The organism is Enterobacter sp. BNK-34 (assembly GCF_048684445.1).
GTDB lineage: Bacteria > Pseudomonadota > Gammaproteobacteria > Enterobacterales > Enterobacteriaceae > Enterobacter > Enterobacter pseudoroggenkampii.
The window spans coordinates 722,184-747,097 of sequence record NZ_JBLQUA010000001.1 but is presented as its reverse complement, the minus strand read 5'-3'; the positions used below and the strand labels follow the sequence as shown (position 1 = coordinate 747,097).

Annotated in this window: 19 protein-coding genes, 2 tRNA genes and 4 rRNA genes; 11 read left to right on the top strand and 14 right to left on the bottom strand. The window is 52.7% G+C overall.

The window, feature by feature from the left end; all coding sequences use genetic code 11:
* Window positions 1–16 precede the first annotated feature (16 nt).
* Genes ACMGG5_RS03800 through ACMGG5_RS03785 form a run of 4 tightly spaced genes read left to right on the top strand, consistent with a single transcriptional unit; the run spans window position 17 to window position 2,204 of the window.
* Entirely contained in the window at window positions 17–571 is a 555-nt protein-coding gene (locus ACMGG5_RS03800) for a type I DNA topoisomerase (RefSeq protein WP_407859140.1), read from the top strand.
* Entirely contained in the window at window positions 564–1,136 is a 573-nt protein-coding gene (gene tsaC, locus ACMGG5_RS03795) for an L-threonylcarbamoyladenylate synthase type 1 TsaC (RefSeq protein ID WP_370884622.1), read from the top strand. Before ACMGG5_RS03800 ends, tsaC begins: the two co-directional genes overlap by 8 nt.
* Window positions 1,137–1,140: 4 nt before the next feature.
* Window positions 1,141–1,959 carry a shikimate dehydrogenase gene (gene aroE / locus ACMGG5_RS03790; RefSeq protein ID WP_023309443.1) on the top strand — a complete coding sequence of 273 codons (819 nt, stop codon included), beginning with the start codon at window positions 1,141–1,143 and terminating at the stop codon, window positions 1,957–1,959.
* Window positions 1,956–2,204 carry a DUF1488 domain-containing protein gene (locus ACMGG5_RS03785; RefSeq protein WP_023309442.1) on the top strand — a complete coding sequence of 83 codons (249 nt, stop codon included), beginning with the start codon at window positions 1,956–1,958 and terminating at the stop codon, window positions 2,202–2,204. The genes aroE and ACMGG5_RS03785 overlap by 4 nt, the downstream gene beginning before the upstream one ends.
* Here ACMGG5_RS03785 and ACMGG5_RS03780 read toward each other — a convergent pair.
* A complete protein-coding gene (locus ACMGG5_RS03780; protein ID WP_048989714.1) occupies window positions 2,180–2,734 on the bottom strand; it encodes a gamma carbonic anhydrase family protein in 555 nt (184 codons plus the stop codon). The genes ACMGG5_RS03785 and ACMGG5_RS03780 overlap by 25 nt on opposite strands.
* Window positions 2,735–3,205: 471 nt before the next feature.
* Between ACMGG5_RS03780 and ACMGG5_RS03775 the strand changes: the two genes are divergently transcribed.
* The 6 genes from ACMGG5_RS03775 to rrf (ACMGG5_RS03750) all read left to right on the top strand — a co-directional run bounded on the left by ACMGG5_RS03775 (window position 3,206) and on the right by rrf (ACMGG5_RS03750) (window position 8,428).
* Window positions 3,206–4,745, top strand: a 16S ribosomal RNA gene (locus ACMGG5_RS03775).
* Window positions 4,746–4,830: 85 nt separating this feature from the next.
* Window positions 4,831–4,906, top strand: a tRNA-Glu gene (locus ACMGG5_RS03770).
* 183 nt (window positions 4,907–5,089) lie between these two features.
* A 23S ribosomal RNA gene (locus tag ACMGG5_RS03765) occupies window positions 5,090–7,994 on the top strand.
* A 69-nt stretch (window positions 7,995–8,063) separates the two neighbouring features.
* A 5S ribosomal RNA gene (gene rrf / locus ACMGG5_RS03760) occupies window positions 8,064–8,179 on the top strand.
* A 14-nt stretch (window positions 8,180–8,193) separates the two neighbouring features.
* Window positions 8,194–8,269, top strand: a tRNA-Thr gene (locus ACMGG5_RS03755).
* Window positions 8,270–8,312: 43 nt separating this feature from the next.
* Window positions 8,313–8,428: ribosomal RNA gene (gene rrf / locus ACMGG5_RS03750) — 5S ribosomal RNA — on the top strand.
* Together the 16S, 23S and 5S rRNA genes with 2 tRNA genes alongside form the textbook arrangement of a ribosomal RNA operon.
* Window positions 8,429–8,535: 107 nt before the next feature.
* On the opposite strand, the gene ACMGG5_RS03745 is transcribed toward rrf (ACMGG5_RS03750), so the two are convergent.
* The 7 genes from ACMGG5_RS03745 to ACMGG5_RS03715 all read right to left on the bottom strand — a co-directional run bounded on the left by ACMGG5_RS03745 (window position 8,536) and on the right by ACMGG5_RS03715 (window position 17,953).
* Window positions 8,536–9,294, bottom strand: coding sequence for an amino acid ABC transporter ATP-binding protein (locus tag ACMGG5_RS03745; RefSeq protein ID WP_014171880.1), 759 nt, complete (start codon window positions 9,292–9,294; stop codon window positions 8,536–8,538).
* A gap of 7 nt (window positions 9,295–9,301) precedes the next feature.
* Complete coding sequence (locus ACMGG5_RS03740; RefSeq protein WP_032650459.1) at window positions 9,302–10,405, bottom strand: amino acid ABC transporter permease; 1,104 nt, start codon at window positions 10,403–10,405, stop codon at window positions 9,302–9,304.
* 9 nt (window positions 10,406–10,414) lie between these two features.
* Window positions 10,415–11,596 carry an amino acid ABC transporter permease gene (locus ACMGG5_RS03735; protein ID WP_090418923.1) on the bottom strand — a complete coding sequence of 394 codons (1,182 nt, stop codon included), beginning with the start codon at window positions 11,594–11,596 and terminating at the stop codon, window positions 10,415–10,417.
* A 67-nt stretch (window positions 11,597–11,663) separates the two neighbouring features.
* On the bottom strand, window positions 11,664–12,689 hold the full coding sequence (locus ACMGG5_RS03730) for an amino acid ABC transporter substrate-binding protein (RefSeq protein WP_024906309.1): 1,026 nt from the start codon (window positions 12,687–12,689) through the stop codon (window positions 11,664–11,666).
* A 473-nt stretch (window positions 12,690–13,162) separates the two neighbouring features.
* Window positions 13,163–13,384 (bottom strand): lipoprotein, encoded by a 222-nt coding sequence (locus ACMGG5_RS03725; RefSeq protein ID WP_008502867.1) that lies wholly within the window; start codon window positions 13,382–13,384, stop codon window positions 13,163–13,165.
* Between the two features lie 304 nt (window positions 13,385–13,688).
* Window positions 13,689–16,802, bottom strand: a complete 3,114-nt coding sequence (locus ACMGG5_RS03720) for an efflux RND transporter permease subunit (RefSeq protein WP_420277532.1) — start codon at window positions 16,800–16,802, stop codon at window positions 13,689–13,691.
* Window positions 16,803–16,813: 11 nt separating this feature from the next.
* Window positions 16,814–17,953, bottom strand: a complete 1,140-nt coding sequence (locus ACMGG5_RS03715; protein WP_248272492.1) for an efflux RND transporter periplasmic adaptor subunit — start codon at window positions 17,951–17,953, stop codon at window positions 16,814–16,816.
* 387 nt (window positions 17,954–18,340) lie between these two features.
* On the opposite strand from ACMGG5_RS03715, the gene envR reads away from it, so the two are divergent.
* On the top strand, window positions 18,341–19,060 hold the full coding sequence (envR, locus tag ACMGG5_RS03710) for an acrEF/envCD operon transcriptional regulator (protein WP_024906312.1): 720 nt from the start codon (window positions 18,341–18,343) through the stop codon (window positions 19,058–19,060).
* Here the strand turns inward: envR and ACMGG5_RS03705 are convergent.
* From ACMGG5_RS03705 to prmA, 6 genes are all read right to left on the bottom strand, one after another.
* Entirely contained in the window at window positions 18,976–21,057 is a 2,082-nt protein-coding gene (locus ACMGG5_RS03705) for a putative bifunctional diguanylate cyclase/phosphodiesterase (RefSeq protein WP_024906313.1), read from the bottom strand. The two genes, envR and ACMGG5_RS03705, sit on opposite strands and share 85 nt — an antisense overlap.
* A 139-nt stretch (window positions 21,058–21,196) precedes the next feature.
* Entirely contained in the window at window positions 21,197–21,361 is a 165-nt protein-coding gene (locus ACMGG5_RS03700; RefSeq protein WP_024906314.1) for a DUF2556 family protein, read from the bottom strand.
* Window positions 21,362–21,539: 178 nt separating this feature from the next.
* Window positions 21,540–21,836 (bottom strand): DNA-binding transcriptional regulator Fis, encoded by a 297-nt coding sequence (fis, locus tag ACMGG5_RS03695; RefSeq protein ID WP_000462905.1) that lies wholly within the window; start codon window positions 21,834–21,836, stop codon window positions 21,540–21,542.
* A 23-nt stretch (window positions 21,837–21,859) separates the two neighbouring features.
* Window positions 21,860–22,825 carry a tRNA dihydrouridine synthase DusB gene (gene dusB / locus ACMGG5_RS03690; protein WP_023309409.1) on the bottom strand — a complete coding sequence of 322 codons (966 nt, stop codon included), beginning with the start codon at window positions 22,823–22,825 and terminating at the stop codon, window positions 21,860–21,862.
* A gap of 330 nt (window positions 22,826–23,155) precedes the next feature.
* Complete coding sequence (locus ACMGG5_RS03685) at window positions 23,156–23,896, bottom strand: carbonic anhydrase (protein ID WP_420278598.1); 741 nt, start codon at window positions 23,894–23,896, stop codon at window positions 23,156–23,158.
* A gap of 128 nt (window positions 23,897–24,024) precedes the next feature.
* Entirely contained in the window at window positions 24,025–24,906 is an 882-nt protein-coding gene (gene prmA, locus ACMGG5_RS03680; RefSeq protein ID WP_024906316.1) for a 50S ribosomal protein L11 methyltransferase, read from the bottom strand.
* Window positions 24,907–24,914: the final 8 nt, after the last annotated feature.

Genomic DNA, 24,914 nt, shown 5'->3' with positions numbered 1-24,914 from the left:
AGCACCAAGAGTTGTTATGGCCAAATCAGCACTATTCACGGTGCATAAAAACGAGCCCTGCCCGCAGTGCGGGGCTGAACTTGTTATTCGGTCCGGGAAACACGGCCCGTTTCTCGGTTGTTCACACTATCCGGAATGTGATTATGTCCGTCCCCTGAAAAGCCAGGCGGATGGACATATCGTTAAAATTCTGGAGGGGCAGTCTTGTCCACTCTGCGGTGGTGAATTAGCCCTTCGGCAGGGGCGTTTCGGCATGTTTATTGGATGTAGTCGCTACCCGGAATGCGAGCATACGGAACAAATTGATAAGCCTGATGAAACGGCAATTGCCTGCCCTCAGTGTCAGCGCGGTCAGCTGGTACAGCGCCGTTCCCGTTATGGTAAGACCTTTCATTCGTGCGATCGCTACCCTGACTGCCAGTTCGTTATCAATTTTAAGCCGGTAGCGGGAATCTGCCCTCATTGCAATTATCCGCTACTGATAGAGAAGAAAACCGCGCAAGGCATGAAACGCTTCTGCGCCAGTAAACAATGTGGAAAGCCGGTTACGGCGGATCAAAATAGTGAATAATAACCTGCCATCAGGCTCCATTGCGCATGCACTGGATGTTCTGAAAAATGAAGAAGTCATCGCCTATCCAACTGAAGCTGTTTTTGGGGTCGGTTGCGATCCTGACAGCGAGACGGCTGTGAGCCGTCTGCTTGCCTTAAAACAAAGACCCGTCGAGAAAGGGCTGATTTTGATCGCTGCAAATTACGAGCAGCTTAAGCCCTACATCGATGATTCTATGCTGACGCCGGCGCAGCGCGAGACGATCTTCTCCGCGTGGCCTGGACCGGTGACCTTCGTCTTCCCTGCGCAGCCGACAACGCCGCGCTGGTTAACCGGACGCTTTGATTCCCTCGCCGTACGCGTCACTGACCATCCGCTGGTGGTCGAGCTTTGTCTGGCGTTTGGTAAACCGCTGGTCTCAACCAGCGCTAACCTGACCGGATTGCCACCTTGTCGGACAACCGAAGAAGTGCTGGCGCAGTTCGGGAATGACTTCCCTGTTGCTGTCGGTGAAACGGGAGGGCGTCTGAATCCGTCTGAAATTCGCGACGCTTTAACCGGCGAACGTTTTCGCCAGGGGTAATCTCATGGAAACCTATGCTGTTTTTGGTAATCCGATTGCACACAGCAAATCACCGTTGATTCATCAGCAATTTGCGAAGCAGCTGCAGATAAATCATCCCTATGGTCGCGTACTGGCACCGGTGGATGCATTTATTCCAACGCTGGAGGCTTTTTTCGCCGCGGGCGGTAAAGGTGCGAATGTGACGGTCCCGTTTAAAGAAGAAGCCTTCGAACGTGCGGATGAGCTGACCGAGCGCGCTTCACTGGCTGGTGCAGTCAATACTCTAAAACGGCTTGAGGATGGTCGCCTTTTGGGGGATAACACCGACGGAATTGGTTTACTTAGCGATCTGGAACGACTTTCATTTATTAAGCCCGGGTTCCGGGTCCTGCTGATTGGTGCGGGCGGCGCATCGCGGGGAGTACTGTTGCCTCTGCTTTCACTGGACTGTGCGGTGACCATTACCAACAGAACCTTTTCCCGTGCAGAAGCGCTGGCGGCGTTGTTTGCGCATACCGGTAGCGTGAGCGCAGTAGCGCTTGACGATCTTGCCGATCGTGAGTTCGATCTTGTCATTAATGCCACGTCCAGCGGCATCAACGGTGAGATCCCGGCAATCCCCGCTTCTCTGGTCAGCGCGCATATGTACTTCTATGACATGTTTTATCAGAAAGGGAAGACGCCTTTCCTTAACTGGTGTGAACAACACGGCGCGAAACAGTTAGCCGATGGACTGGGAATGCTGGTAGGTCAGGCTGCGCATGCGGTGCTGCTCTGGCACGGCGTGTTGCCTGCGGTCGAACCTGTCATTGAAAAGTTAAAGCAGGAACTTTCGGCGTGAACCAGGCTATTCATTTCCCGGACAGAGAGAGCTGGGATGAGAGTAAACAAGCGGTTTGTTTTCCGGTGCTGGTGCAGGGTATGCAACTTACCTGTGCCATTCATGGGGAAACGCTGCTGCGTCGTTTTGGCGGTTCAAACCCGATAGCGGTATTTTGCGAAAATCGCTGGGATCTGGAAGAGGAAGCCAGCGATTTAATCCGCGAACAGCAGGAAGACGATCAGGGCTGGGTTTGGTTGTCCTGATCCAGATACTCATTCTTCCACGTAACGTAGTTGTTCGCTGAGTATTTTAACCCTTCGATCTCTGCCTCCTTCAGGGGGCGGATCTGTTTTACCGGGCTTCCCAGATAGAGATAGCCGCTCTCCAGGCGTTTGTTCTGCGGGACCAGGCTACCGGCACCAATCATTACGTCATCTTCTACTATGACGCCATCCAGCAAAATCGACCCCATGCCAACAAGCACGCGATTTCCGATTGTGCAGCCGTGAAGCATCACTTTATGGCCGACGGTAACCTCTTCTCCAATGATGAGGGGATTGCCCTCCGGGTTATAGGAGGATTTGTGCGTGACATGCAGAACGCAACCGTCCTGAATATTGGTACGTGCACCAATCGACACATAGTTAACATCACCCCTGATGGCGACGAGCGGCCAGATGCTGACATCATCGGCCATTCGGACATCACCAATCACCACGCTGCTGGCATCGATCATCACGCGATCGCCTTTTTGGGGGAACAGACCTTTATAAGGACGTAATACTGCGGGCATATCTACCTCTAACAATGGGCGCTATACAGAAGACTTTGATCATAGTAATGGATCGAGGCAAGGCAAAATACGTCAATATTTAAGCAGATCGGGCGGGATTTCAGCGAAAAGCGCGGAAAATCAGCAGTCGGAAAAAAAGATCTAAAAAATGCTTGTGCTAAAAAATGGGATCCCTATAATGCGCCTCCATCGACACGGCAGATGTGAATCACTTCACAAACAACCCGGTCGGTTGAAGAGAAAAAATCCTGAAATAACGGGTTGACTCTGAAAGAGGAAAGCGTAATATACGCCACCTCGCAACGGTGAGCGAAAGCCGCGTTGCACTGCTCTTTAACAATTTATCAGACAATCTGTGTGGGCACTCAAAGTGACATGGATTCTTAATGTCTTCGGACAATAAATGAATACCAAGTCTCTGAGTGAACATGCGTAATTCATTACGAAGTTTAATTCACGAGCATCAAACTTAAATTGAAGAGTTTGATCATGGCTCAGATTGAACGCTGGCGGCAGGCCTAACACATGCAAGTCGAGCGGTAGCACAGAGAGCTTGCTCTCGGGTGACGAGCGGCGGACGGGTGAGTAATGTCTGGGAAACTGCCTGATGGAGGGGGATAACTACTGGAAACGGTAGCTAATACCGCATAACGTCGCAAGACCAAAGAGGGGGACCTTCGGGCCTCTTGCCATCAGATGTGCCCAGATGGGATTAGCTAGTAGGTGGGGTAACGGCTCACCTAGGCGACGATCCCTAGCTGGTCTGAGAGGATGACCAGCCACACTGGAACTGAGACACGGTCCAGACTCCTACGGGAGGCAGCAGTGGGGAATATTGCACAATGGGCGCAAGCCTGATGCAGCCATGCCGCGTGTATGAAGAAGGCCTTCGGGTTGTAAAGTACTTTCAGCGGGGAGGAAGGTGTTGAGGTTAATAACCTCAGCAATTGACGTTACCCGCAGAAGAAGCACCGGCTAACTCCGTGCCAGCAGCCGCGGTAATACGGAGGGTGCAAGCGTTAATCGGAATTACTGGGCGTAAAGCGCACGCAGGCGGTCTGTCAAGTCGGATGTGAAATCCCCGGGCTCAACCTGGGAACTGCATTCGAAACTGGCAGGCTAGAGTCTTGTAGAGGGGGGTAGAATTCCAGGTGTAGCGGTGAAATGCGTAGAGATCTGGAGGAATACCGGTGGCGAAGGCGGCCCCCTGGACAAAGACTGACGCTCAGGTGCGAAAGCGTGGGGAGCAAACAGGATTAGATACCCTGGTAGTCCACGCCGTAAACGATGTCGACTTGGAGGTTGTGCCCTTGAGGCGTGGCTTCCGGAGCTAACGCGTTAAGTCGACCGCCTGGGGAGTACGGCCGCAAGGTTAAAACTCAAATGAATTGACGGGGGCCCGCACAAGCGGTGGAGCATGTGGTTTAATTCGATGCAACGCGAAGAACCTTACCTACTCTTGACATCCAGAGAACTTTCCAGAGATGGATTGGTGCCTTCGGGAACTCTGAGACAGGTGCTGCATGGCTGTCGTCAGCTCGTGTTGTGAAATGTTGGGTTAAGTCCCGCAACGAGCGCAACCCTTATCCTTTGTTGCCAGCGGTTAGGCCGGGAACTCAAAGGAGACTGCCAGTGATAAACTGGAGGAAGGTGGGGATGACGTCAAGTCATCATGGCCCTTACGAGTAGGGCTACACACGTGCTACAATGGCGCATACAAAGAGAAGCGACCTCGCGAGAGCAAGCGGACCTCATAAAGTGCGTCGTAGTCCGGATTGGAGTCTGCAACTCGACTCCATGAAGTCGGAATCGCTAGTAATCGTAGATCAGAATGCTACGGTGAATACGTTCCCGGGCCTTGTACACACCGCCCGTCACACCATGGGAGTGGGTTGCAAAAGAAGTAGGTAGCTTAACCTTCGGGAGGGCGCTTACCACTTTGTGATTCATGACTGGGGTGAAGTCGTAACAAGGTAACCGTAGGGGAACCTGCGGTTGGATCACCTCCTTACCTTAAAGAACCTGCCTTTGCAGTGCTCACACAGATTGTCTGATGAAAAGTAAATAGCAAGGCGTCTTGCGATTGAGACTTCAGTGTCCCCTTCGTCTAGAGGCCCAGGACACCGCCCTTTCACGGCGGTAACAGGGGTTCGAATCCCCTAGGGGACGCCACTTGCTGGTTCGTGAGTGAAAGTCACCTGCCGTCATATCTCAAAACTCATCTTCGGGTGACGTTTGAGATATTTGCTCTTTAAAAATCTGGATCAAGCTGAAAATTGAAACGACACATCTTTAAGGTGTGTTCGAGTCTCTCAAATTTTCGCAATCATGAAGTGAAACATCTTCGGGTTGTGAGGTTAAGCGACTAAGCGTACACGGTGGATGCCCTGGCAGTCAGAGGCGATGAAGGACGTGCTAATCTGCGAAAAGCGCCGGCGAGGTGATATGAACCTTTGACCCGGCGATGTCCGAATGGGGAAACCCAGTGTGTTTCGACACACTATCGTTAACTGAATACATAGGTTAACGAGGCGAACCGGGGGAACTGAAACATCTAAGTACCCCGAGGAAAAGAAATCAACCGAGATTCCCCCAGTAGCGGCGAGCGAACGGGGAGCAGCCCAGAGTCTGAATCAGCTTGTGTGTTAGTGGAAGCGTCTGGAAAGTCGCACGGTACAGGGTGATAGTCCCGTACACGAAAATGCACAGGTTGTGAACTCGAAGAGTAGGGCGGGACACGTGGTATCCTGTCTGAATATGGGGGGACCATCCTCCAAGGCTAAATACTCCTGACTGACCGATAGTGAACCAGTACCGTGAGGGAAAGGCGAAAAGAACCCCGGCGAGGGGAGTGAAAAAGAACCTGAAACCGTGTACGTACAAGCAGTGGGAGCACCTTCGTGGTGTGACTGCGTACCTTTTGTATAATGGGTCAGCGACTTATATTCTGTAGCAAGGTTAACCGTATAGGGGAGCCGAAGGGAAACCGAGTCTTAACTGGGCGTTAAGTTGCAGGGTATAGACCCGAAACCCGGTGATCTAGCCATGGGCAGGTTGAAGGTTGGGTAACACTAACTGGAGGACCGAACCGACTAATGTTGAAAAATTAGCGGATGACTTGTGGCTGGGGGTGAAAGGCCAATCAAACCGGGAGATAGCTGGTTCTCCCCGAAAGCTATTTAGGTAGCGCCTCGTGAATTCATCTTCGGGGGTAGAGCACTGTTTCGGCTAGGGGGCCATCCCGGCTTACCAACCCGATGCAAACTACGAATACCGAAGAATGTTATCACGGGAGACACACGGCGGGTGCTAACGTCCGTCGTGAAGAGGGAAACAACCCAGACCGCCAGCTAAGGTCCCAAAGTCATGGTTAAGTGGGAAACGATGTGGGAAGGCACAGACAGCCAGGATGTTGGCTTAGAAGCAGCCATCATTTAAAGAAAGCGTAATAGCTCACTGGTCGAGTCGGCCTGCGCGGAAGATGTAACGGGGCTAAACCATGCACCGAAGCTGCGGCAGCGACACTTAGGTGTTGTTGGGTAGGGGAGCGTTCTGTAAGCCGTTGAAGGTGTGCTGTGAGGCATGCTGGAGGTATCAGAAGTGCGAATGCTGACATAAGTAACGATAAAGCGGGTGAAAAGCCCGCTCGCCGGAAGACCAAGGGTTCCTGTCCAACGTTAATCGGGGCAGGGTGAGTCGACCCCTAAGGCGAGGCCGAAAGGCGTAGTCGATGGGAAACAGGTTAATATTCCTGTACTTGGTGTTACTGCGAAGGGGGGACGGAGAAGGCTATGTTAGCCGGGCGACGGTTGTCCCGGTTTAAGCATGTAGGCGGAGGTTCCAGGTAAATCCGGTACCTTTTAACGCTGAGGTGTGATGACGAGGCACTACGGTGCTGAAGTAACAAATGCCCTGCTTCCAGGAAAAGCCTCTAAGCATCAGGTAACATCAAATCGTACCCCAAACCGACACAGGTGGTCAGGTAGAGAATACCAAGGCGCTTGAGAGAACTCGGGTGAAGGAACTAGGCAAAATGGTGCCGTAACTTCGGGAGAAGGCACGCTGATATGTAGGTGAAGCCCCTGCGGGTGGAGCTGAAATCAGTCGAAGATACCAGCTGGCTGCAACTGTTTATTAAAAACACAGCACTGTGCAAACACGAAAGTGGACGTATACGGTGTGACGCCTGCCCGGTGCCGGAAGGTTAATTGATGGGGTTAGCGGCAACGCGAAGCTCTTGATCGAAGCCCCGGTAAACGGCGGCCGTAACTATAACGGTCCTAAGGTAGCGAAATTCCTTGTCGGGTAAGTTCCGACCTGCACGAATGGCGTAATGATGGCCAGGCTGTCTCCACCCGAGACTCAGTGAAATTGAACTCGCTGTGAAGATGCAGTGTACCCGCGGCAAGACGGAAAGACCCCGTGAACCTTTACTATAGCTTGACACTGAACACTGGTCCTTGATGTGTAGGATAGGTGGGAGGCTTTGAAGCGTGGACGCCAGTCTGCGTGGAGCCGTCCTTGAAATACCACCCTTTAATGGCTGGTGTTCTAACGTAGACCCGTAATCCGGGTTGCGGACAGTGTCTGGTGGGTAGTTTGACTGGGGCGGTCTCCTCCCAAAGAGTAACGGAGGAGCACGAAGGTTAGCTAATCCTGGTCGGACATCAGGAGGTTAGTGCAATGGCATAAGCTAGCTTGACTGCGAGAGTGACGGCTCGAGCAGGTGCGAAAGCAGGTCATAGTGATCCGGTGGTTCTGAATGGAAGGGCCATCGCTCAACGGATAAAAGGTACTCCGGGGATAACAGGCTGATACCGCCCAAGAGTTCATATCGACGGCGGTGTTTGGCACCTCGATGTCGGCTCATCACATCCTGGGGCTGAAGTAGGTCCCAAGGGTATGGCTGTTCGCCATTTAAAGTGGTACGCGAGCTGGGTTTAGAACGTCGTGAGACAGTTCGGTCCCTATCTGCCGTGGGCGCTGGAGAATTGAGGGGGGCTGCTCCTAGTACGAGAGGACCGGAGTGGACGCATCACTGGTGTTCGGGTTGTCATGCCAATGGCACTGCCCGGTAGCTAAATGCGGAAAAGATAAGTGCTGAAAGCATCTAAGCACGAAACTTGCCCCGAGATGAGTTCTCCCTGAGACTTTAAGTCTCCTGAAGGAACGTTGAAGACGACGACGTTGATAGGTCGGGTGTGTAAGCGCAGCGATGCGTTGAGCTAACCGATACTAATGAACCGTGAGGCTTAACCTTACAACGCCGAAGCTGTTTCGGCGAAGAGACAGAGACGATTTTCAGCCTGATACAGATTAACAGAATTTGCCTGGCGGCTTTAGCGCGGTGGTCCCACCTGACCCCATGCCGAACTCAGAAGTGAAACGCCGTAGCGCCGATGGTAGTGTGGGGTCTCCCCATGTGAGAGTAGGGAACTGCCAGGCATCAAATTTAGCGTGCTGATATGGCTCAGTTGGTAGAGCGCACCCTTGGTAAGGGTGAGGTCCCCAGTTCGACTCTGGGTATCAGCACCACTTTATACTTAGGTTAAAGTTCGGCAAGAAGTAAAAGAATTTGTCTGGCGGCTTTAGCGCGGTGGTCCCACCTGACCCCATGCCGAACTCAGAAGTGAAACGCCGTAGCGCCGATGGTAGTGTGGGGTCTCCCCATGTGAGAGTAGGGAACTGCCAGACATCAAATAAGTGAAAAGGCCATCCGAAAGGATGGCCTTTTTGCGTTCATGCGCCGAAAAAAACGGTAGGCCGGGTAAGGCGAAGCCGCCACCCGGCAGAGCTAACGACTAATGAATCACCTGCGACAGGAATGCTCGCGTACGTTCTGACTTCGGATGGGCAAAGAACTCATCCGGCGGTGCCTGCTCAACAATCTCCCCACGGTCCATAAAGATCACCCGGTCGGCTACAGTTCGCGCAAACCCCATCTCATGCGTCACACACAGCATGGTCATGCCGGATTGTGCCAACCCAATCATGGTGTCCAGAACCTCTTTCACCATTTCAGGATCGAGGGCAGATGTCGGTTCATCAAACAGCATAATTTTCGGTTTCATACACAGAGAACGGGCGATAGCCACACGCTGCTGTTGGCCACCCGATATCTGGCCAGGGAACTTATTCGCATGCTCTGCGATACGTACGCGCTCCAGGTAGTGCATGGCTAATGCCTCCGCTTCCTTTTTCGGCATCTTTCGTACCCAAATCGGTGCAAGCGTACAGTTCTGCAGAACGGTCAGGTGCGGAAACAGATTAAAGTGCTGAAAGACCATTCCCACTTCCTGACGAACGCGTTCAATATTGCGGATATCTTCATTCAGCTCGATACCGTCAACCACGATGCGTCCTTGCTGATGCTCTTCAAGATGGTTAATGCAGCGAATGGTTGTGGATTTCCCGGATCCGGAAGGGCCGCACAGGACAATGCGCTCTCCCTGCTTGACCTTAAGATTAATGTCCTTCAGGACATGAAACTGTCCGTACCATTTATTCACGTTTTCCAGCGTAATCATCGCGTCGGCGGGTGTCATAGTTATTTGGCTCATAATTTCCTCAGTGCGGTGTACGCCCGGTGTTAAAGCGCTTTTCCAGATGCTGGCTGTAGCGCGACATGCTAAAACAAAAGATCCAGTAGATCAGAGCTGCAAAGACATATCCCTCGGTGGACATACCCAGCCAGACAGGGTCAACGGTTGCCTGCTGCACGCTGCTAAAGAGATCGAACAATCCAATGATGATCACCAGGCTGGTATCCTTGAAGAGGGCAATGATCGTGTTGACCAGACCTGGGATGACCAGCTTGAGTGCTTGTGGAAGAATGACCAGCCCCTGCGTTTTCCAGTAACCGAGAGCCAGTGATTCCGCCGCTTCGTACTGGCCTTTAGGCAGCGCCTGCAGACCTCCGCGCACAACTTCAGCGACATAGGCGGACTGGAAGAGAATCACCCCCACCAGGGCACGGATCAGCTTGTCGATGGTGGTCCCTTCTGCCATAAACAGCGGCAGCATGACCGACGACATAAACAGAACGGTGATAAGCGGTACGCCGCGCCAGAACTCAATGAAGATAACGGAGAGCACGCGTACGATCGGCATTTTTGAACGCCGCCCCAGGGCAAGTAAAATCCCCCACGGCAGAGCACCGGCTATCCCCACTGAAGCGATAATCAACGTCAGCGTCAGCCCGCCCCACTGGCGTGTTTCTACGCGTTCCAGCCCCAGAAAACCGCCATACAACAGTACCCAGACAATAATCGGATAAACCACTGCCCAGACGGCAATATAGCGTCCGCGATGAGGCAGCTTTTTCCAGAACATGGCTGCGACAGAGAGCAGGCCGATAACCAGCGCCAGATTAATCCGCCAGCGCTGTTCATGCGGATACAACCCATACATGAACTGACCGAATCGCTCGTGGATAAACACCCAGCAGGCACCGGCTTTTGTGCAGTCTGCTCGGGTTGAACCGACCCAGTTGGCCTGTAAAAACGCCCAGTTCAGCAGGGGAGGAATCAATTCCCACATGAGCCACAGGCAGACAATCGTCAGCAGGCTGTTACTCCAGCTGGAGAACAGATTCTTACGCGCCCAGAGAATGAAACGTCCACCTGTCGAGTTGGCAGGGCGCGAGGAGTGCGACAGTATCGCTTTTGTCATCATAGATCCTTAGCGCTCGACCAGTGCTATACGACGGTTATAAAGGTTCATCAGGAGTGAAATCACCAGGCTGATGATCAGATAGACAGACATCGTGATGGCGATGGTTTCAATGGCTTGTCCGGTCTGGTTAAGCACGGTTCCGGCGAAAAGTGACACCATATCCGGGTAACCAATGGCAGCGGCCAGCGACGAGTTTTTGACAATATTGAGATACTGGCTGGTCAGGGGGGGGATGATGACCCGTAAAGCCTGCGGAATGATGACCTGGCGAAGCGTCACGGTATGGGGTAATCCCAGCGAGCGTGCCGCCTCGTGCTGTCCGTAAGGTACAGCCTGGATCCCGGCACGGATAATCTCTGCGATAAACGCGGACGTATAAATCGACAGCGCCAATGTCAGCGCTGCCAGCTCGGGAATTAATACCATCCCGCCCTGAAAGTTAAAGCCACGCAGATGGGGAATGTCCCAGTGCAGCGCAGCCCCAAACAGCCAGTGTGCCAATAGCGGGAGACTAACGATCAGGACCACAGCCGTTGGCCAGGTTCTACGAAGCTGACCGGTTTTGATCTGGTGCTTGCGATTAAAACGAAATACGCCAACAGAAAGAGCAAGCGCCATCACAATCGCGCCAATGAAAGCGTACAGCCCTTCACCCGTCTGAGGAGAAGGAATGGACAACCCACGGTTACTCAGGAAAAACAGCTCAAACGCGTCGACGGCCTGACGGGGACCGGGAAGGTTACGCAGTACGGCGAAATACCAGAAGAAGATCTGCAGGAGCGGGGGGATATTGCGGAACGTCTCGATATAAACAGTCGACAGTTTCCGCAGCAGCCAGTTTTCAGAAAGACGTGCCAGACCAATAAAGAAGCCCAGTATCGACGCGAAGACGATACAAAGCGCCGATACCAACAGCGTATTCAGTAAACCGACCACGAACACGCGTCCATACGTGTCACCTTCCTGGTAATCAATAAGGTGCTGAACAATGCCAAACCCCGCGCTGCGATCTAAAAACGCGAAACCGGAGGTAATGCCACGATTATTCAGGTTGGTAATGGTGTTATGGATGAGATACACGGCGATGAGAACAACCGCAACAATAGCAATAATCTGGAATAGCCAGGCGCGGACCGCGGGATGAGAAAAGGATAGCGATCCTTTTACGGCTGAGCGGCGATGGGACATAAAGAAACCTCAGTAACCATGACTCTGGAGTGGGCACTGCCTGAGCAGTGCCCGTTACAGCTATGACTTAACGTACTGGTGGCGCGTACTGAATACCGCCGTTGTTCCAGAGATTGTTCTGGCCGCGTTTGATCTTCAGCGGGCTTTCCGATCCCACGTTGCGCTCAAAGATCTCAGAGTAGTTGCCCACCTGTTTGATGATGTTGTAGGCCCACTTGTTATCCAGCTTCAGATCCTTGCCGAAATCACCTTCTGTACCGAGCAGGTGTGCCATATCCGGGTTGGATGGCTTAGCGGCTTTCTCATCAACGTTTTTCGAGTTGATGCCCATCTCTTCTGCGTTCAGCATGGCGAACAGCGTCCAGCGAACAATTGAGAACCAGTCTTCATCGCCACGACGTACGACCGGTCCGAGAGGTTCTTTGGAGATCACTTCAGGCAGAACAATCCATTCTGCCGGGTTGCTCAGCTTAATACGTAAGGCATACAGCTGTGACTGGTCAGAGGCCAGCGTGTCGCAACGGCCGGACTCCAGCGCTTTGGCCGACTCATCCGAGCGGTCGAATGTCACTGGGGTGTATTTCATGTTATTTGCTTTGAAATAATCCGCGACGTTCAGCTCGGTATCGGTGCCCGCCTGGATACAAACGGTGGCACCATCCAGTTCCTTAGCGCTTTTCAGGCCTGCTTTATTGTGGGTCAGGAAGCCGATACCGTCATAATAGGTCACGCCCGTAAATGACATCCCCATGCCTGCATCACGTGAGGACGTCCAGGTGGTATTACGGGAGAGCATGTCGACCTCTCCGGACTGCAGCGCCGTAAAGCGTTCTTTCGCCGTCAGCGGGGTATATTTTACTTTGCTGTCATCACCAAAAACGGCGGCCGCAACGCCACGGCAGACGTCCACATCGATACCGGTAAATTTGCCGTTCGCATCGGCATAAGAGAAGCCAGGCAAACCGTCACTGATACCGCATTGAACAAAACCTTTCTTTTTAACGGCATCCAGTGTCGTTCCCGCATGGGCTTGACCGGCTACGGCAAACAACATGCCTGCAGCGGCCAGGCTGGCTATCATCGTCTTTTTCATAATGCATCCTGTGTGGCGAAATTTATCGTTATAGAGGCGTTTTTAAACGCTTAACCTATCTGTGGCTTTGGCCAACGTTTATAAAGCAAACGTAATGCCAGTTTTGCGTTCGACAAAATAAGAGACGAGCGAACGCTTAATGCTGAGTGTAGACAGGCTTAAATAAAACGAGCGCCCTGAAATGGTGCGAAATTACAACCTGTGCCACAAATCGGAGCAAAAGTTATGCGTCGGGTCAGGAAAAAGGGGAGATAGTTTCCAGAGTGAATATTGGCAGGGTATTCAATAATATTAATGTGTGAAAATCATCACGATAGAATAAGTAATTTGAATGAGTATGCGAAAAAGCTGTGACTGACTTCAGGCTTAGATTAATTATGTGAATAAATACGGGGCTGTTTTTTTACTTATTTTAAAATACTGCACTCATTAAAAGCAAAAGCGCGGCCAGAGCCGCGCTTTCTTTACAGATGTTACTTCGTCAGGGCAACAATACCCAGCGTCAAACCCGCTACTGCGGCAGCACCGCCAGCGATAGCACCCGCAGTTTCCCAGTTATCCTGGGTGGTGCCTTTCATACAGGTATTGGTATGAACCAGTCGGCCCTGGTCATCGTAAACCGGTACACATGGAGAGTCGTGCGCGCAACCAGCCAGCAGCGCAGCGAGAAGTGCAACGGAAATGAATCTTTTCATGATGTTACCTCAGTATTATTTCTCATCCGCTATAAAGCCAGGAGGGCTATTAACGAACTGGAGGTTATTTTACCACCGGGGTAAGTCCTCGTTACACGAGGAATAATCTCAAATTATGTAGTTTGTAAAAATCGTGGAGAAAAATCGGTTTCAGGAGGAATTAATGGAGACATTATGGAGCTGCAAGAGACTGTTTTTACTTAATGCAAATCATCATATTTTTAACACTGCCTTTATGTAAAGCGTAATTCATTGTTTATGTTAAAAATAAAAAAGGCACCAAAGGTGCCTTTTAGGGGGAATATTACTCTTTATGGTGAGTAAACCGTCGTCGAACAACCACAAAGAAGACGGGCACGAAGAAAATCGCCAGAAGCGTTGCGGAAAGCATTCCCCCCATAACGCCCGTACCGACGGCGTTTTGCGCGCCGCTCCCGGCACCGGAGCTGATCACCAGCGGCATGACGCCAAGGATAAAGGCCAGAGACGTCATCAGGATCGGTCGAAGGCGCATCCTGGAAGCTTCCAGCGTGGCTTCAATAATGCCTTTGCCTTCTTTCTCCATCAGGTCTTTAGCAAATTCGACGATCAGGATGGCGTTTTTCGCCGATAAACCAATCGTCGTCAGCAGGCCGACCTGGAAATAGACGTCATTGTTTAACCCGCGCAGCGATGCTGCGAGAAGCGCCCCAATGACCCCCAGCGGTACAACCAGCATAACGGAGAACGGAATGGACCAGCTTTCATACAGCGCTGCCAGACACAGGAACACCACGATCAGCGAAATGGCGTACAGTGCAGGCGCCTGGTTACCCGAGAGCCGCTCCTGATAGGACATTCCGGTCCAGTCATAGCCGATGCCGGAAGGCAGTTTTGCCGCGAGACTTTCCATCATAACCATGGCCTCACCGGTACTTTTACCCGGGGCTGATTCACCGAGGATCTCCATAGAGGGCATCCCGTTATAGCGCTCCAGGCGAGGTGAACCATAGACCCAATGAGCATTGCTAAAGGCAGAGAACGGGACCATTTCCCCATTCGCGCTGCGCACATAGAGGTTGTTAATATCGCCTGGCAACATACGGAATTTGGCGTCGGCCTGTACGTAGACCTTTTTCACGCGCCCATGATCGATAAAGTCGTTCACATAGGTGCCACCTAAGGCTGTCGAAATCGTCTGGTTGACGTCAGAAAGACTGATGCCCAGCGCCTGGGCTTTCTCCTGGTCGACATCCAGTTTGAACTGCGGCGTATCTTCAAGACCGTTAGGGCGCACGCGAACCAGCAGATCAGGGTGCTCTTTCACCATGCTGAGCAGTTGATTACGCGCCTGCGTCAGTTGGGTATGCCCCAGGTTAGCCTGATCGATCAATTCAAAGTCGAAGCCCGTGGCGGTACCCAGCTCAATAATTGCAGGCAGGTTAAACGGGAAAACAAGGCCATCTTTAATCTGACTGAAGGCTTTCGTCGCGCGACCCACAATGGCTTCGACACCATTTTCCGACCCCGGGCGCTCCTCCCAGGGCTTCAGGCTGACGAATGCAATACCGGAGTTCTGGCCCTGGCCGCTAAAGCTAAAGCCGTTTACGGTAAAGACGGATTCAACGTTCGCCTTCTCTTTGTTCAGGTAGTAGTCCTGAACCTGGTCGAGGACCTGCTGAGTACGCGTCTGGGTTGCACCTGCCGGGAGTTGAACCATCGTCATAAACACCCCCTGATCCTCTTCGGGCAGGAAGGAGGTGGGTAGGCGCAGGAAGAGTACCGCCATCCCACCGACAATAATGACGTACACCACCAGATAGCGCCCTGTCTTACGCAAAATACCGCTCACGCTGTTGCTGTAGTGCTCCACGCTTTTATCAAAGAGCGCGTTAAACCAGCCGAAGAAGCCCCCTTTTTTCTCATGATGGTCGCCGGATACGGGCTTAAGCAACGTTGCGCAGAGTGCGGGCGTCAGGATGAGCGCAACCAGTACGGACAACGCCATAGCGGAAACGATAGTCAGCGAGAACTGGCGATAGATCGCCCCCGTCGAGCCGCCAAAAAAGGCCATCGGAATAAAGACCGCCGAGAGCACCATGGCGATCCCGACCAGTGCGCCCTGGATCTGCTCCATCGACTTCTGCGTGGCCTCTTTCGGCGGCAGCTTGTCCTCGACCATGACACGTTCGACGTTCTCAACGACCACGATAGCGTCATCGACCAGCAGACCTATCGCCAGCACCATGCCGAACATCGTCAGGGTATTGATGGAGAAACCAAACGCCGCCAGAACCGCAAAGGTGCCCAGCAGAACGACCGGCACCGCGATAGTCGGGATGAGCGTCGCCCGCAGGTTTTGCAGGAACAGGTACATGACCAGGAAGACGAGAACGATCGCTTCAAACAGGGTCTTCACCACTTCGTGAATGGAGATTTTCACAAAAGGCGTGGTGTCATAGGGATAGACAACTTTCAGCCCCTGTGGGAAGAACTGCTGCAGCTGCGCCAGCTTGCTTTTGATGGCTGCCGCAGTGTCCAGCGCATTTGCCCCGGTTGCCAGCTTAATCCCCAGACCGGTTGCCGCCTGCCCGTTGATTTTAGTGACCATGTTGTAGTTTTCGCCGCCCAGCTCAATACGAGCCACGTCCTTCAGATGAACCATCGAGCCGTCCTGGTTCACCTTGAGCGTCACGCGGCCAAACTCCTCCGGCGATTTCAGGCGAGTTTGCGCGATGATCGAGGCATTCAGCTGTTGCCCGGGAATGGACGGCGTTCCGCCCAGCTGGCCTGCCGCTATCTGATCGTTCTGGGTTTTCAGCTGGTTGATAATATCCAGCGGCGTCAGCTGGTATTTGTTCATCGCGTTGCTGTCGAGCCAGATGCGCATCGCATACTGAGCGCCAAACAGCTGAACGTCACCGACGCCAGACGTTCGGCTGATGGCATCTTTGACGTTTGAGGCGACATAGTCAGAGATGTCATCCTGCGTGAGATTTTTGTTGTCAGAAACAAAACCGGCGACCAGCAGGAAGCTGCTGCTGGATTTCTCCACGCCAATCCCTTGCTGCTGAACCTCTTGCGGCAGCAGCGGCATGGCGAGCTGCAGCTTGTTCTGTACCTGCACCTGAGCGATGTCCGGGTTGGTGCCTGACTCGAAGGTCAGGGTGATGGTGACGTTACCCGCTGAATCACTGGTGGAGGACATATACATCAGGTTATCGATACCGTTCATGTTCTGTTCGATAACCTGGGTCACGGTATCCTGCACCGTTTGAGCGTCCGCTCCCGGGTAGGTCGCGGATATCGCCACGGCGGGAGGGGCGATGGTCGGATACTGTGCGACCGGAAGTTTGAGAATGGCCAGCCCGCCTGCAATCATCAGGATGATGGCAAGTACCCAGGCGAAAACCGGTCTCTGAATAAAGAAGTTAGCCATGTCGTCGTCCCTTAACCGGCTGGAGTCGTGGTGGTATCCGGCGTGGCGACGACGGTTACCCCTGGTCTGACTTTCTGTAGCCCGCTGACAATCACGCGGTCACCGTTTTTCAGCCCTTCCGTCACCAGCCAGCGATCGCCAATTGCCTGCGGGGCGACGACGGTACGCGGCTCAACCTGGTTTTTATCGTTCACCACCAGGACGGTTGCATCACCTCGCGGTGTGCGGGTCACGCCTTGCTGGGGAACCAGAATCGCATCCGGCTGGGTACCTTCATCGATGCGGGCGCGAACAAACATGCCGGGTAACAGCATATGCTGAGGGTTCGGGAAAATGGCGCGCAGGGTAATTGAGCCGGTACTTTCATCGACCGTGACGTCAGAGAACTGCAAGGTGCCTTTCAGCGGATAGGGCTGCCCGTTCTCCATCAGTAGCTCAACGCTGCTGGCGGTATCGCCTTTTTGCAGGCTAGTCTGTTTCAGGCGCATAAAATCATTACTGGACTGGGTGACATCGACATAAATCGGATCGAGCTGCTGGACCGTTGCCAGCGCTGAGGCCTGTCCGTTCGTCACCAACGCCCCTTCGGTCACGCTGGATTTCCCGATACGACCATCAACAGGCGAGGTTACTTTGGTGTAGGCAAGGTTGATACGTGCGCTTTCAACGCCGGCTTTCGCGGCAACCACGCTGGCATCTGCCTGCTGAGCCGTCGCCACGGCCTGGTCATACTCCTGCTTACTGACATATTGGGTGCCTACCAGCGGGAGATAGCGTTTTACCGTCAGGTGCGCAATATTGGCCGCCGCCTGAGCCTTCGCCAGTTCGCCTTTCGCGCTGTCATAGGCTGCCTGATAGGTCGCAGGATCAATCTGGTAAAGTGACTCACCCGCTTTTACATCGCTACCTTCCGCGAAGTTGCGGCGAAGGATAATGCCGCTAACCTGAGGACGAACCTCCGCAACGCGAAATGCATCTGTTCTGCCCGGGAGTTCAGTGGTGACAGCCAGAGGTGCGCTTTTCACAATGTGCACGCTGACCTGAGGCGCCTGCAGGTGTTGTTGTTGATTTTCCTGACCATCGCATCCAGTGAGCAGTACCGCGCAGACAATGAAACCGGATAAGGGCAAGCGTCTGAAATGATTCGTCATTACTGTTCCTTTAAATACCCATTAACCGATATATGCCGCGAACCGGTAGCTGGGGCAGAGGGATAAAAAATAAAATGTAGCTGCGTATAATAATGAGGGTATTTAATGTTTTTTAATTTATAAGTGCGAATGACCATGCTTCTGGAGAAAATCAGAATCAGACCTGGTCCATTCCGGGATATACTTCAGGCATGTTAATCAGGTAAATGGGGTTTATGTTGTTTGGTTATTCATCCCGTCAATTTAATTGGCTCGATGTATTTGTATTAATTATAAATTAAGAGGGGTGACTTTTTTTGTGCAAAATTAAAACGGATTTTAGTGAATACTTACATTTGCATGAACGCAATATTACCTTTAAACCTTGTGAGTAACGAGTAGTTGCCTATGGCGCGTAAAAAGAAAGAAGAGGCTCAACAAACCCGGCAGCAGCTGATTGAGGCGGCTATAGGACAGTTTGCGACGCGTGGCGTAGCCAGTACGACGCTGACGGATATCGCTGATGCTGCAAAGGTGACGCGCGGCGCGATCTACTGGCACTTCACCAGTAAATCAGAAATATTTAATGCCATCTGGGAACAGCAATTACCGCTTCGCGACATTATTCGTGACAGGCTTTCCCTTTCCGATAGCGACGACCCATTGTTAAAACTTCGTGAGCAATTTATTACTGCGCTGCAGTATATTGCCCGTGAACCCCGGCAATGTGCGCTTTTACAAATTCTGTATCATAAGTGTGAATTTAGCAGTGATATGATTTCAGAGCGTGAAATCAGAAACCGCATTGGATTCAATGATGACACGCTACGCGCCACGCTGGAGACCTGTATTTCGCAGAATATCATTTCGCCAAAGGTGAATGTTGATCTCACCTTGATTGTATTCCACGGTTTTTTTAGCGGAATAATTAAAAACTGGTTAATGAATAACGACAGTTTTAATCTTTATCAGCAGGCTCCCGCTCTGGTTGATAGCATACTGGCGACACTCCCTGTCATTCGCGTGTCGCCTGATGAGGATGCTTACAGCTCAGCGCCAGGTAACATTTCCCCTCGGGCACAAAGTGCTTCTATGGTCTGCGCGCTGGTGGGTTTACCTAACAGATAACCCTGAAGGGTGTTACAGCCCAGCTCGGTTAAAAAGGCTTGCTGTGCTTCGGTTTCTACACCTTCTGCCACGACTTTCAGGTTAAGCGTTTTGGCAAGGGCGACAATCGCTGAGACAATAGTGGCATCCTCGCTTTCGCCGCTGAGCTCTTTCACAAACGCCCTGTCGATTTTCAATTCACAGGCCGGTAACCGCTTGAGATACAGCAGGCTCGAATATCCGGTGCCAAAATCATCAATGGAGGCCTTCACGCCCGCATCCGTTAGCTCTGTCAGCACCCGTACGCTCTCATCCGGGTTGCTCATCGCCGTGGTTTCCGTCACTTCGAGGATCAACATTTCCGGTGGCACATGGTGAAGAGCCAGGCAGTCGAGAACCGTTTTCACCAGCGAAGGTTGTTCAAACTGCAGTGTCGACAGGTTTACCGCCATTGACCAGCTTTGATGCCCCTGAAGATGCCATTCCCGCAGCTGGCGACAGGCTTCATTAATCACCCAGTTGCCAATGGGGATGATCAGCCCCGTTTTTTCCGCCAGCGGCAGAAAAAGCTCCGGCGTCAGTAACCCCTGCTTAGGATGCTGCCAGCGCAATAACGCCTCGAATCCGAGGACAGGACCCGCGGGGGCGTGAAATTTTGGCTGATACAGCAGGCGCAGCTCATTGCGATCGATCGCCATCCACAGATCGTTCATTAACTGGAGATGGGTCTGCGCCAGGGTGTTCATGGAGGGCTGGAAAAAGTGGTAGCCGTTACGGCCCATATGCTTCGTGTGATACATCGCCGCGTCGGCGTTAAACATCAGTTCACGCTCAGTTTTGCCGTCGTGAGGGTACAGTGCGATACCAATGCTGAGAGTCACCACCAGTTCATAGGGGCCGAGATTGAACGGGCTATCGATCGCGCGGACCAGCGAATTTGCCAGCGATGCCGCGTCGTCCGGACCTTCTCCCTCTGCCAGCAGAACAAACTCATCACCGCCGATACGTGCAAGGGTGAACTGGCCTTTCAGGAGAAGCAGCAGACGCTGCGTAACGGCGACCAGCAGCCTGTCACCAACATCATGGCCGTAGGCGTCGTTGATGGCTTTAAAGCCGTCGAGATCCATGAACATCAGGGCAAAGTGATTCCCTTCACGATCGGCTTTGCTGATGGCCTGATCGAGTCTGTCTTCCAGCAGGATACGATTGGGCAGACGCGTCAGGGTATCGTGCAGCGCCAGTTGAGCGAGTTCCCGGTTAGCTTCTGCCAGCGACGAGGCCAGAAGGGCCGTACGTGCCTGAAGGCGGGCATCCAGCATCGACACCAGCAGGGTAATCCCAAGAATAGAGAGGGCGACAACGCTGACCAGCACCGCCAGCCAGCTCCCGTTAATCCCCTCATGATGAACCATTGTGGACATGGGAAACTGCGCTGCTTTCATCCCGGCATAGTGCATACCGGCAATGGCAATCCCCATCGTGATGGCGGCCCCCATGCGCATCAGCACGACCTGTGCGGCTTCGCGACGCAGGCGGAAGGTCAGCCATAGCGCCGCGAGAGAAGCGGCAAGCGCAATCGCGACCGAAATGGCCACCCAGACCTTGTCCCAGATAATCCCCGGCATCACTTCCAGCGCCGCCATGCCGGTGTAATGCATAGCAACAATACCGCTCCCCATCACCAGCGCGCCGGGCAGCAGTCGGCGCAGGCGTAATTGCTCGCAGCTCACGAGCCATAACGCAAACAGTGATGAACCCACGGCGATGACCATGGATAACACCGTCAGGGTGGCGTTGTAGCTCATGCTCATGGAGAGGTCCATCGCCAGCATGCCGATAAAGTGCATGGCCCACACGCCAATACCCATTGCAATACCGCCGCCAGCCAGCCAGACGCGGGCAGCGACGCCCTCACTCCCGGCGACGCGTGCAGCCATGTTCAGCGCGGTATACGCCGCAAGGATGGCAACAACAAAGGAGAGGACGACAAGGATATGGTTGTATTGGCTGACCAGCATGGACGGTTCTACTCGAGTGTGGGGTTACGCTAGAGCGGTTGAGAAGGGCGAGACATTATCACCGTCAGGTAATGGCTCAAAGGGATTTAAATCCCCGTTTTTAGTGGGTAATAATAGTGTGATTTGCGCAATCGGGCGGTTAGTCGAGCTCGGAGCAGTTCACGAGTTTCAGCGGATTGACGGAGTTCATATTGCGACACTTATCGGTTTCGGTACTCATCAGTTCAATCCACTGCATCAGGAGTGCATCGAAAATGAGAACGGAGATTGCAAAGACAATCAGCCACCAGTATTTACGAATCATTGTGTCATTCCGCGAGAAGAGCGCCTGTAGGATGGGGAAAAATATACACGAAAAACCGTGGTTTAAAAGCGGGAGAAGCGAAGGTTTACACTGCGTTGACGGAGAGGTACAGGTAATAAAAAAGGCGCTTCCCCATGCCGAAGAGCGCCTTTTTAAACAAGCATTTAACTGATTAGTATCAGTTCATGCCGTATTTTTTCAGTTTCTTACGCAGAGTACCACGGTTGATACCCATCATCAGCGCAGCGCGGGTTTGGTTACCGCGGGTGTATTGCATCACCATGTCCAACAGTGGCTGTTCAACTTCAGCCAGTACCAGCTCATACAGGTCATTAACATCCTGACCGTTCAGTTGAGCAAAATAGTTCTTCAGTGCCTGTTTAACCGAGTCACGCAGGGGCTTTTGAGTTACCTGGTCCTGAGAGTTAACGGTAGAAACGGTCAGTACGTCAGAATTTACGCGTTGTTCGAACATAGTTCTGTCAGCTCTTTATTTCATTACGCAAGATTTTCGAAGTATGCCTCCAACGCCTCCAGCTGTACGCTGGCATCCTCTATGGCGTTGAATGTGCGCCGAAACTGGTCATCTGGAGCGTGCTCCTGGAGATACCAGGAGACGTGTTTACGCGCAATTCGGTACCCTTTTGCCTGACCGTAGTGGTCATGCAGTTCCCGAACATGCGAACAAAGCAAGCGCTTAACCTCTGCCAGAGGCAGCGGGGCAAGCAGCTCCCCAGTGTCCAGATAATGCTGGATTTCCCGGAAGATCCAGGGTCTTCCCTGAGCGGCACGTCCTATCATCAGAGCATCAGCTCCCGTATAGTCGAGTACAGCTCTGGCTTTAAGCGGGTCAGTTATGTCGCCATTCGCGATAATCGGAATGGAAACTTTCTGCTTAACTGCCCGAATGCTGTCGTATTCAGCTTCACCGTTGAACAAACAGGCGCGAGTGCGTCCATGAATGGTCAGGGCCTGAATGCCACAGTCTTCGGCCAGTTGGGCAATCTCTACACAGTTACGGTGTTCCGGCGACCAACCCGTGCGAATCTTCAACGTAACAGGAACGTCCACTGCGCTGACAACCGCCGTCAGGATAGCTTTCACCTGGTCGGGGTATTGCAGAAGGGCTGAACCTGCAAGCTTGCGATTCACCTTTTTGGCCGGGCACCCCATATTGATATCAATAATCTGGGCACCACTTTCCACGTTAATCCGCGCGGCATCTGCCATCTCTTCAGGCACGCTTCCGGCAATTTGCACGGTGCGAATACCTGGTTCATCAACGTGCACCATCCGAAGGCGGGATTTATCGCTTTCCCAAACCTGCGGGTTAGACGACATCATCTCGGATACGGTTAAACCGGCTCCCATCTCATAGCACAGCGTCCTGAACGGCCGGTCTGTAATACCTGCCATAGGGGCTGCGATCAGGCGATTTCTAAGCTGGTGGTGTCCGATGCGCATGAGTTAAGAAATGACCATACTGTGACTGCAAGGCGGCGTATATTACGCATTTTTTGCACGAGATGAAAGGCCAAACTTTGAACAATCCACTGTTGTAGATCAAGGAATCGCCGCTCAATCTTTCCGTTCAAAATTATTCATTATTTAAATCATTATGTTATACGAGAATGGTTATTTTATAGGCGCTTACAATTTCCCGTAACTTCTCATCATTTCTGAATAAATGCTTCGATGAAGCGGGATAATCTGCTGTTTTTAGCAGCAGATTTCCCCACTTCTTTGCGATCTGCGTCGCATTTTAGAACATGATCGTCATGCGAAAAATGCGTCTTATTCGACCACAACGCGCCCGTGCAGCGACTGTACCGGACGGTTATTATCGTGATGCATGGTATGAGTAAATTTCTCAAGCTGTTCTGCTGAGAGGGTTAACGGCTGTTTGAGCACGATCCAGGTGACCCCTTCAGAACACGGTGGCGTGGTCAAGGAGCCGCTAAAGCGCCAGTAAGTTTTCACCTTTGGCAGCAGTTTGTTCAGGTTGAGATCCTTCTCAATAGATACATTCTGTTCAGCCTGCTGAGGCATCACATTCCACAGCTTTGCCAGCTCGGGATTCGCAGCACCTTTATCAAACATGACGGCCACCACGGCCAGCTCACCCGCGCTGTTTTTATGTACCAGATGCATCTCCATCGCGTACTTTTTGCCGTGCACGGTGTTTTCGCTCGGCGCATGGAAGTGGAACTGCTGTAGCGTCCAGGTTTGCTTGTCCAGGGTTATCGTGTTGCGGGTATCTGCTTTTTCGCTGGCCTGAATGGTATGGCCATTGTTTGTCAGCCCGACAGGGCCATCAATGTAGTGTGTTTTAAGCGGAGGGAGATGGGCGTTAGCGGTCGAATCAATATTAATCGGAGACTGGTTCATCCCGCTTTGACAGGTCTTGTATGCCTCGTCCAGCTCGCCCCAGTGTTCCGGTGAACCTTCCCCTTCGTAGCTCCAGTGTGACGCAAATGCTGAAGCCGAAACCATGCTCAGCGCCAGCAGCGCTGCCTTGCCTGTAATGTGTTTCATCATATTCTTCCGGTGAATTTTTATAATACAAATCAACATGATTTGTGTGGTTATTTTAGCGAAGAATGGCAGAGGGAGAGAGAATAATCAGAGGGTGAAAGGCGTGGTCAGATGACCACGCCAAATGCTTATTTTTTACGGCCGGTGATGCGGCACCACTCTTCTTTCTCAACCACCGGGTCGAGGGTGAAAAGATCGGCGTAGGCTTCACACACGCTGTCGGCCTGGCTCGCCAGAATACCGGAAAGCCCCAGCAGACCGCCCTCAACGGGCAGCACGCTGATTAACGGGGCCAGCTCGCGCAGTGGGCCCGCCAGAATGTTTGCGACCACCACATCGGCTTTCATGGCGTCTGGCTGCGCATCCGGCAGATACAGCTCCAGACGATCGGACACGCCGTTACGCTCGGCATTATCGCGGCTGGCCTGAATCGCCTGCGGATCGATATCGATCCCGATGGCTTTAGCTGCGCCCAGTTTCAGGGCGGCAATCGCGAGGATCCCGGATCCACAGCCGAAGTCGATCACCGTCTTCCCGTCCAGATCGAGACCATCCAGCCACTGCAGGCACAGGGATGTGGTTGGGTGAGTGCCGGTACCAAATGCAAGGCCCGGGTCGAGCATCACGTTGACCGCATTCTCGTCCGGGACGTCGCGCCAGCTTGGGCAGATCCACAGACGTTTGCCGAACTGCATCGGGTGGAAGTTATCCATCCACTCGCGTTCCCAGTCTTTATCTTCCAGCTGTTCGATTTTGTGCACAAATCCCGCGCCCAGCAGAGGATGGTTTTCCAGAATCGCGACAACCTCTTTCATATCGGTTTCGGCATCAAACAGGCCAATAACGTCGGTATCACCCCACAGACGGGTTTCGCCCGGCAGTGGCTCAAAGACCGGCGTGTCATGCGTGTCCTGGAAGGTGATAGAGACCGAACCGGCCTCCATCAGCGCATCGCTCAGTTCCTCGGCGTTAGCGCCGGTTGTGTTCAGTTTTAGTTGGATCCACGGCATGGCAAAAC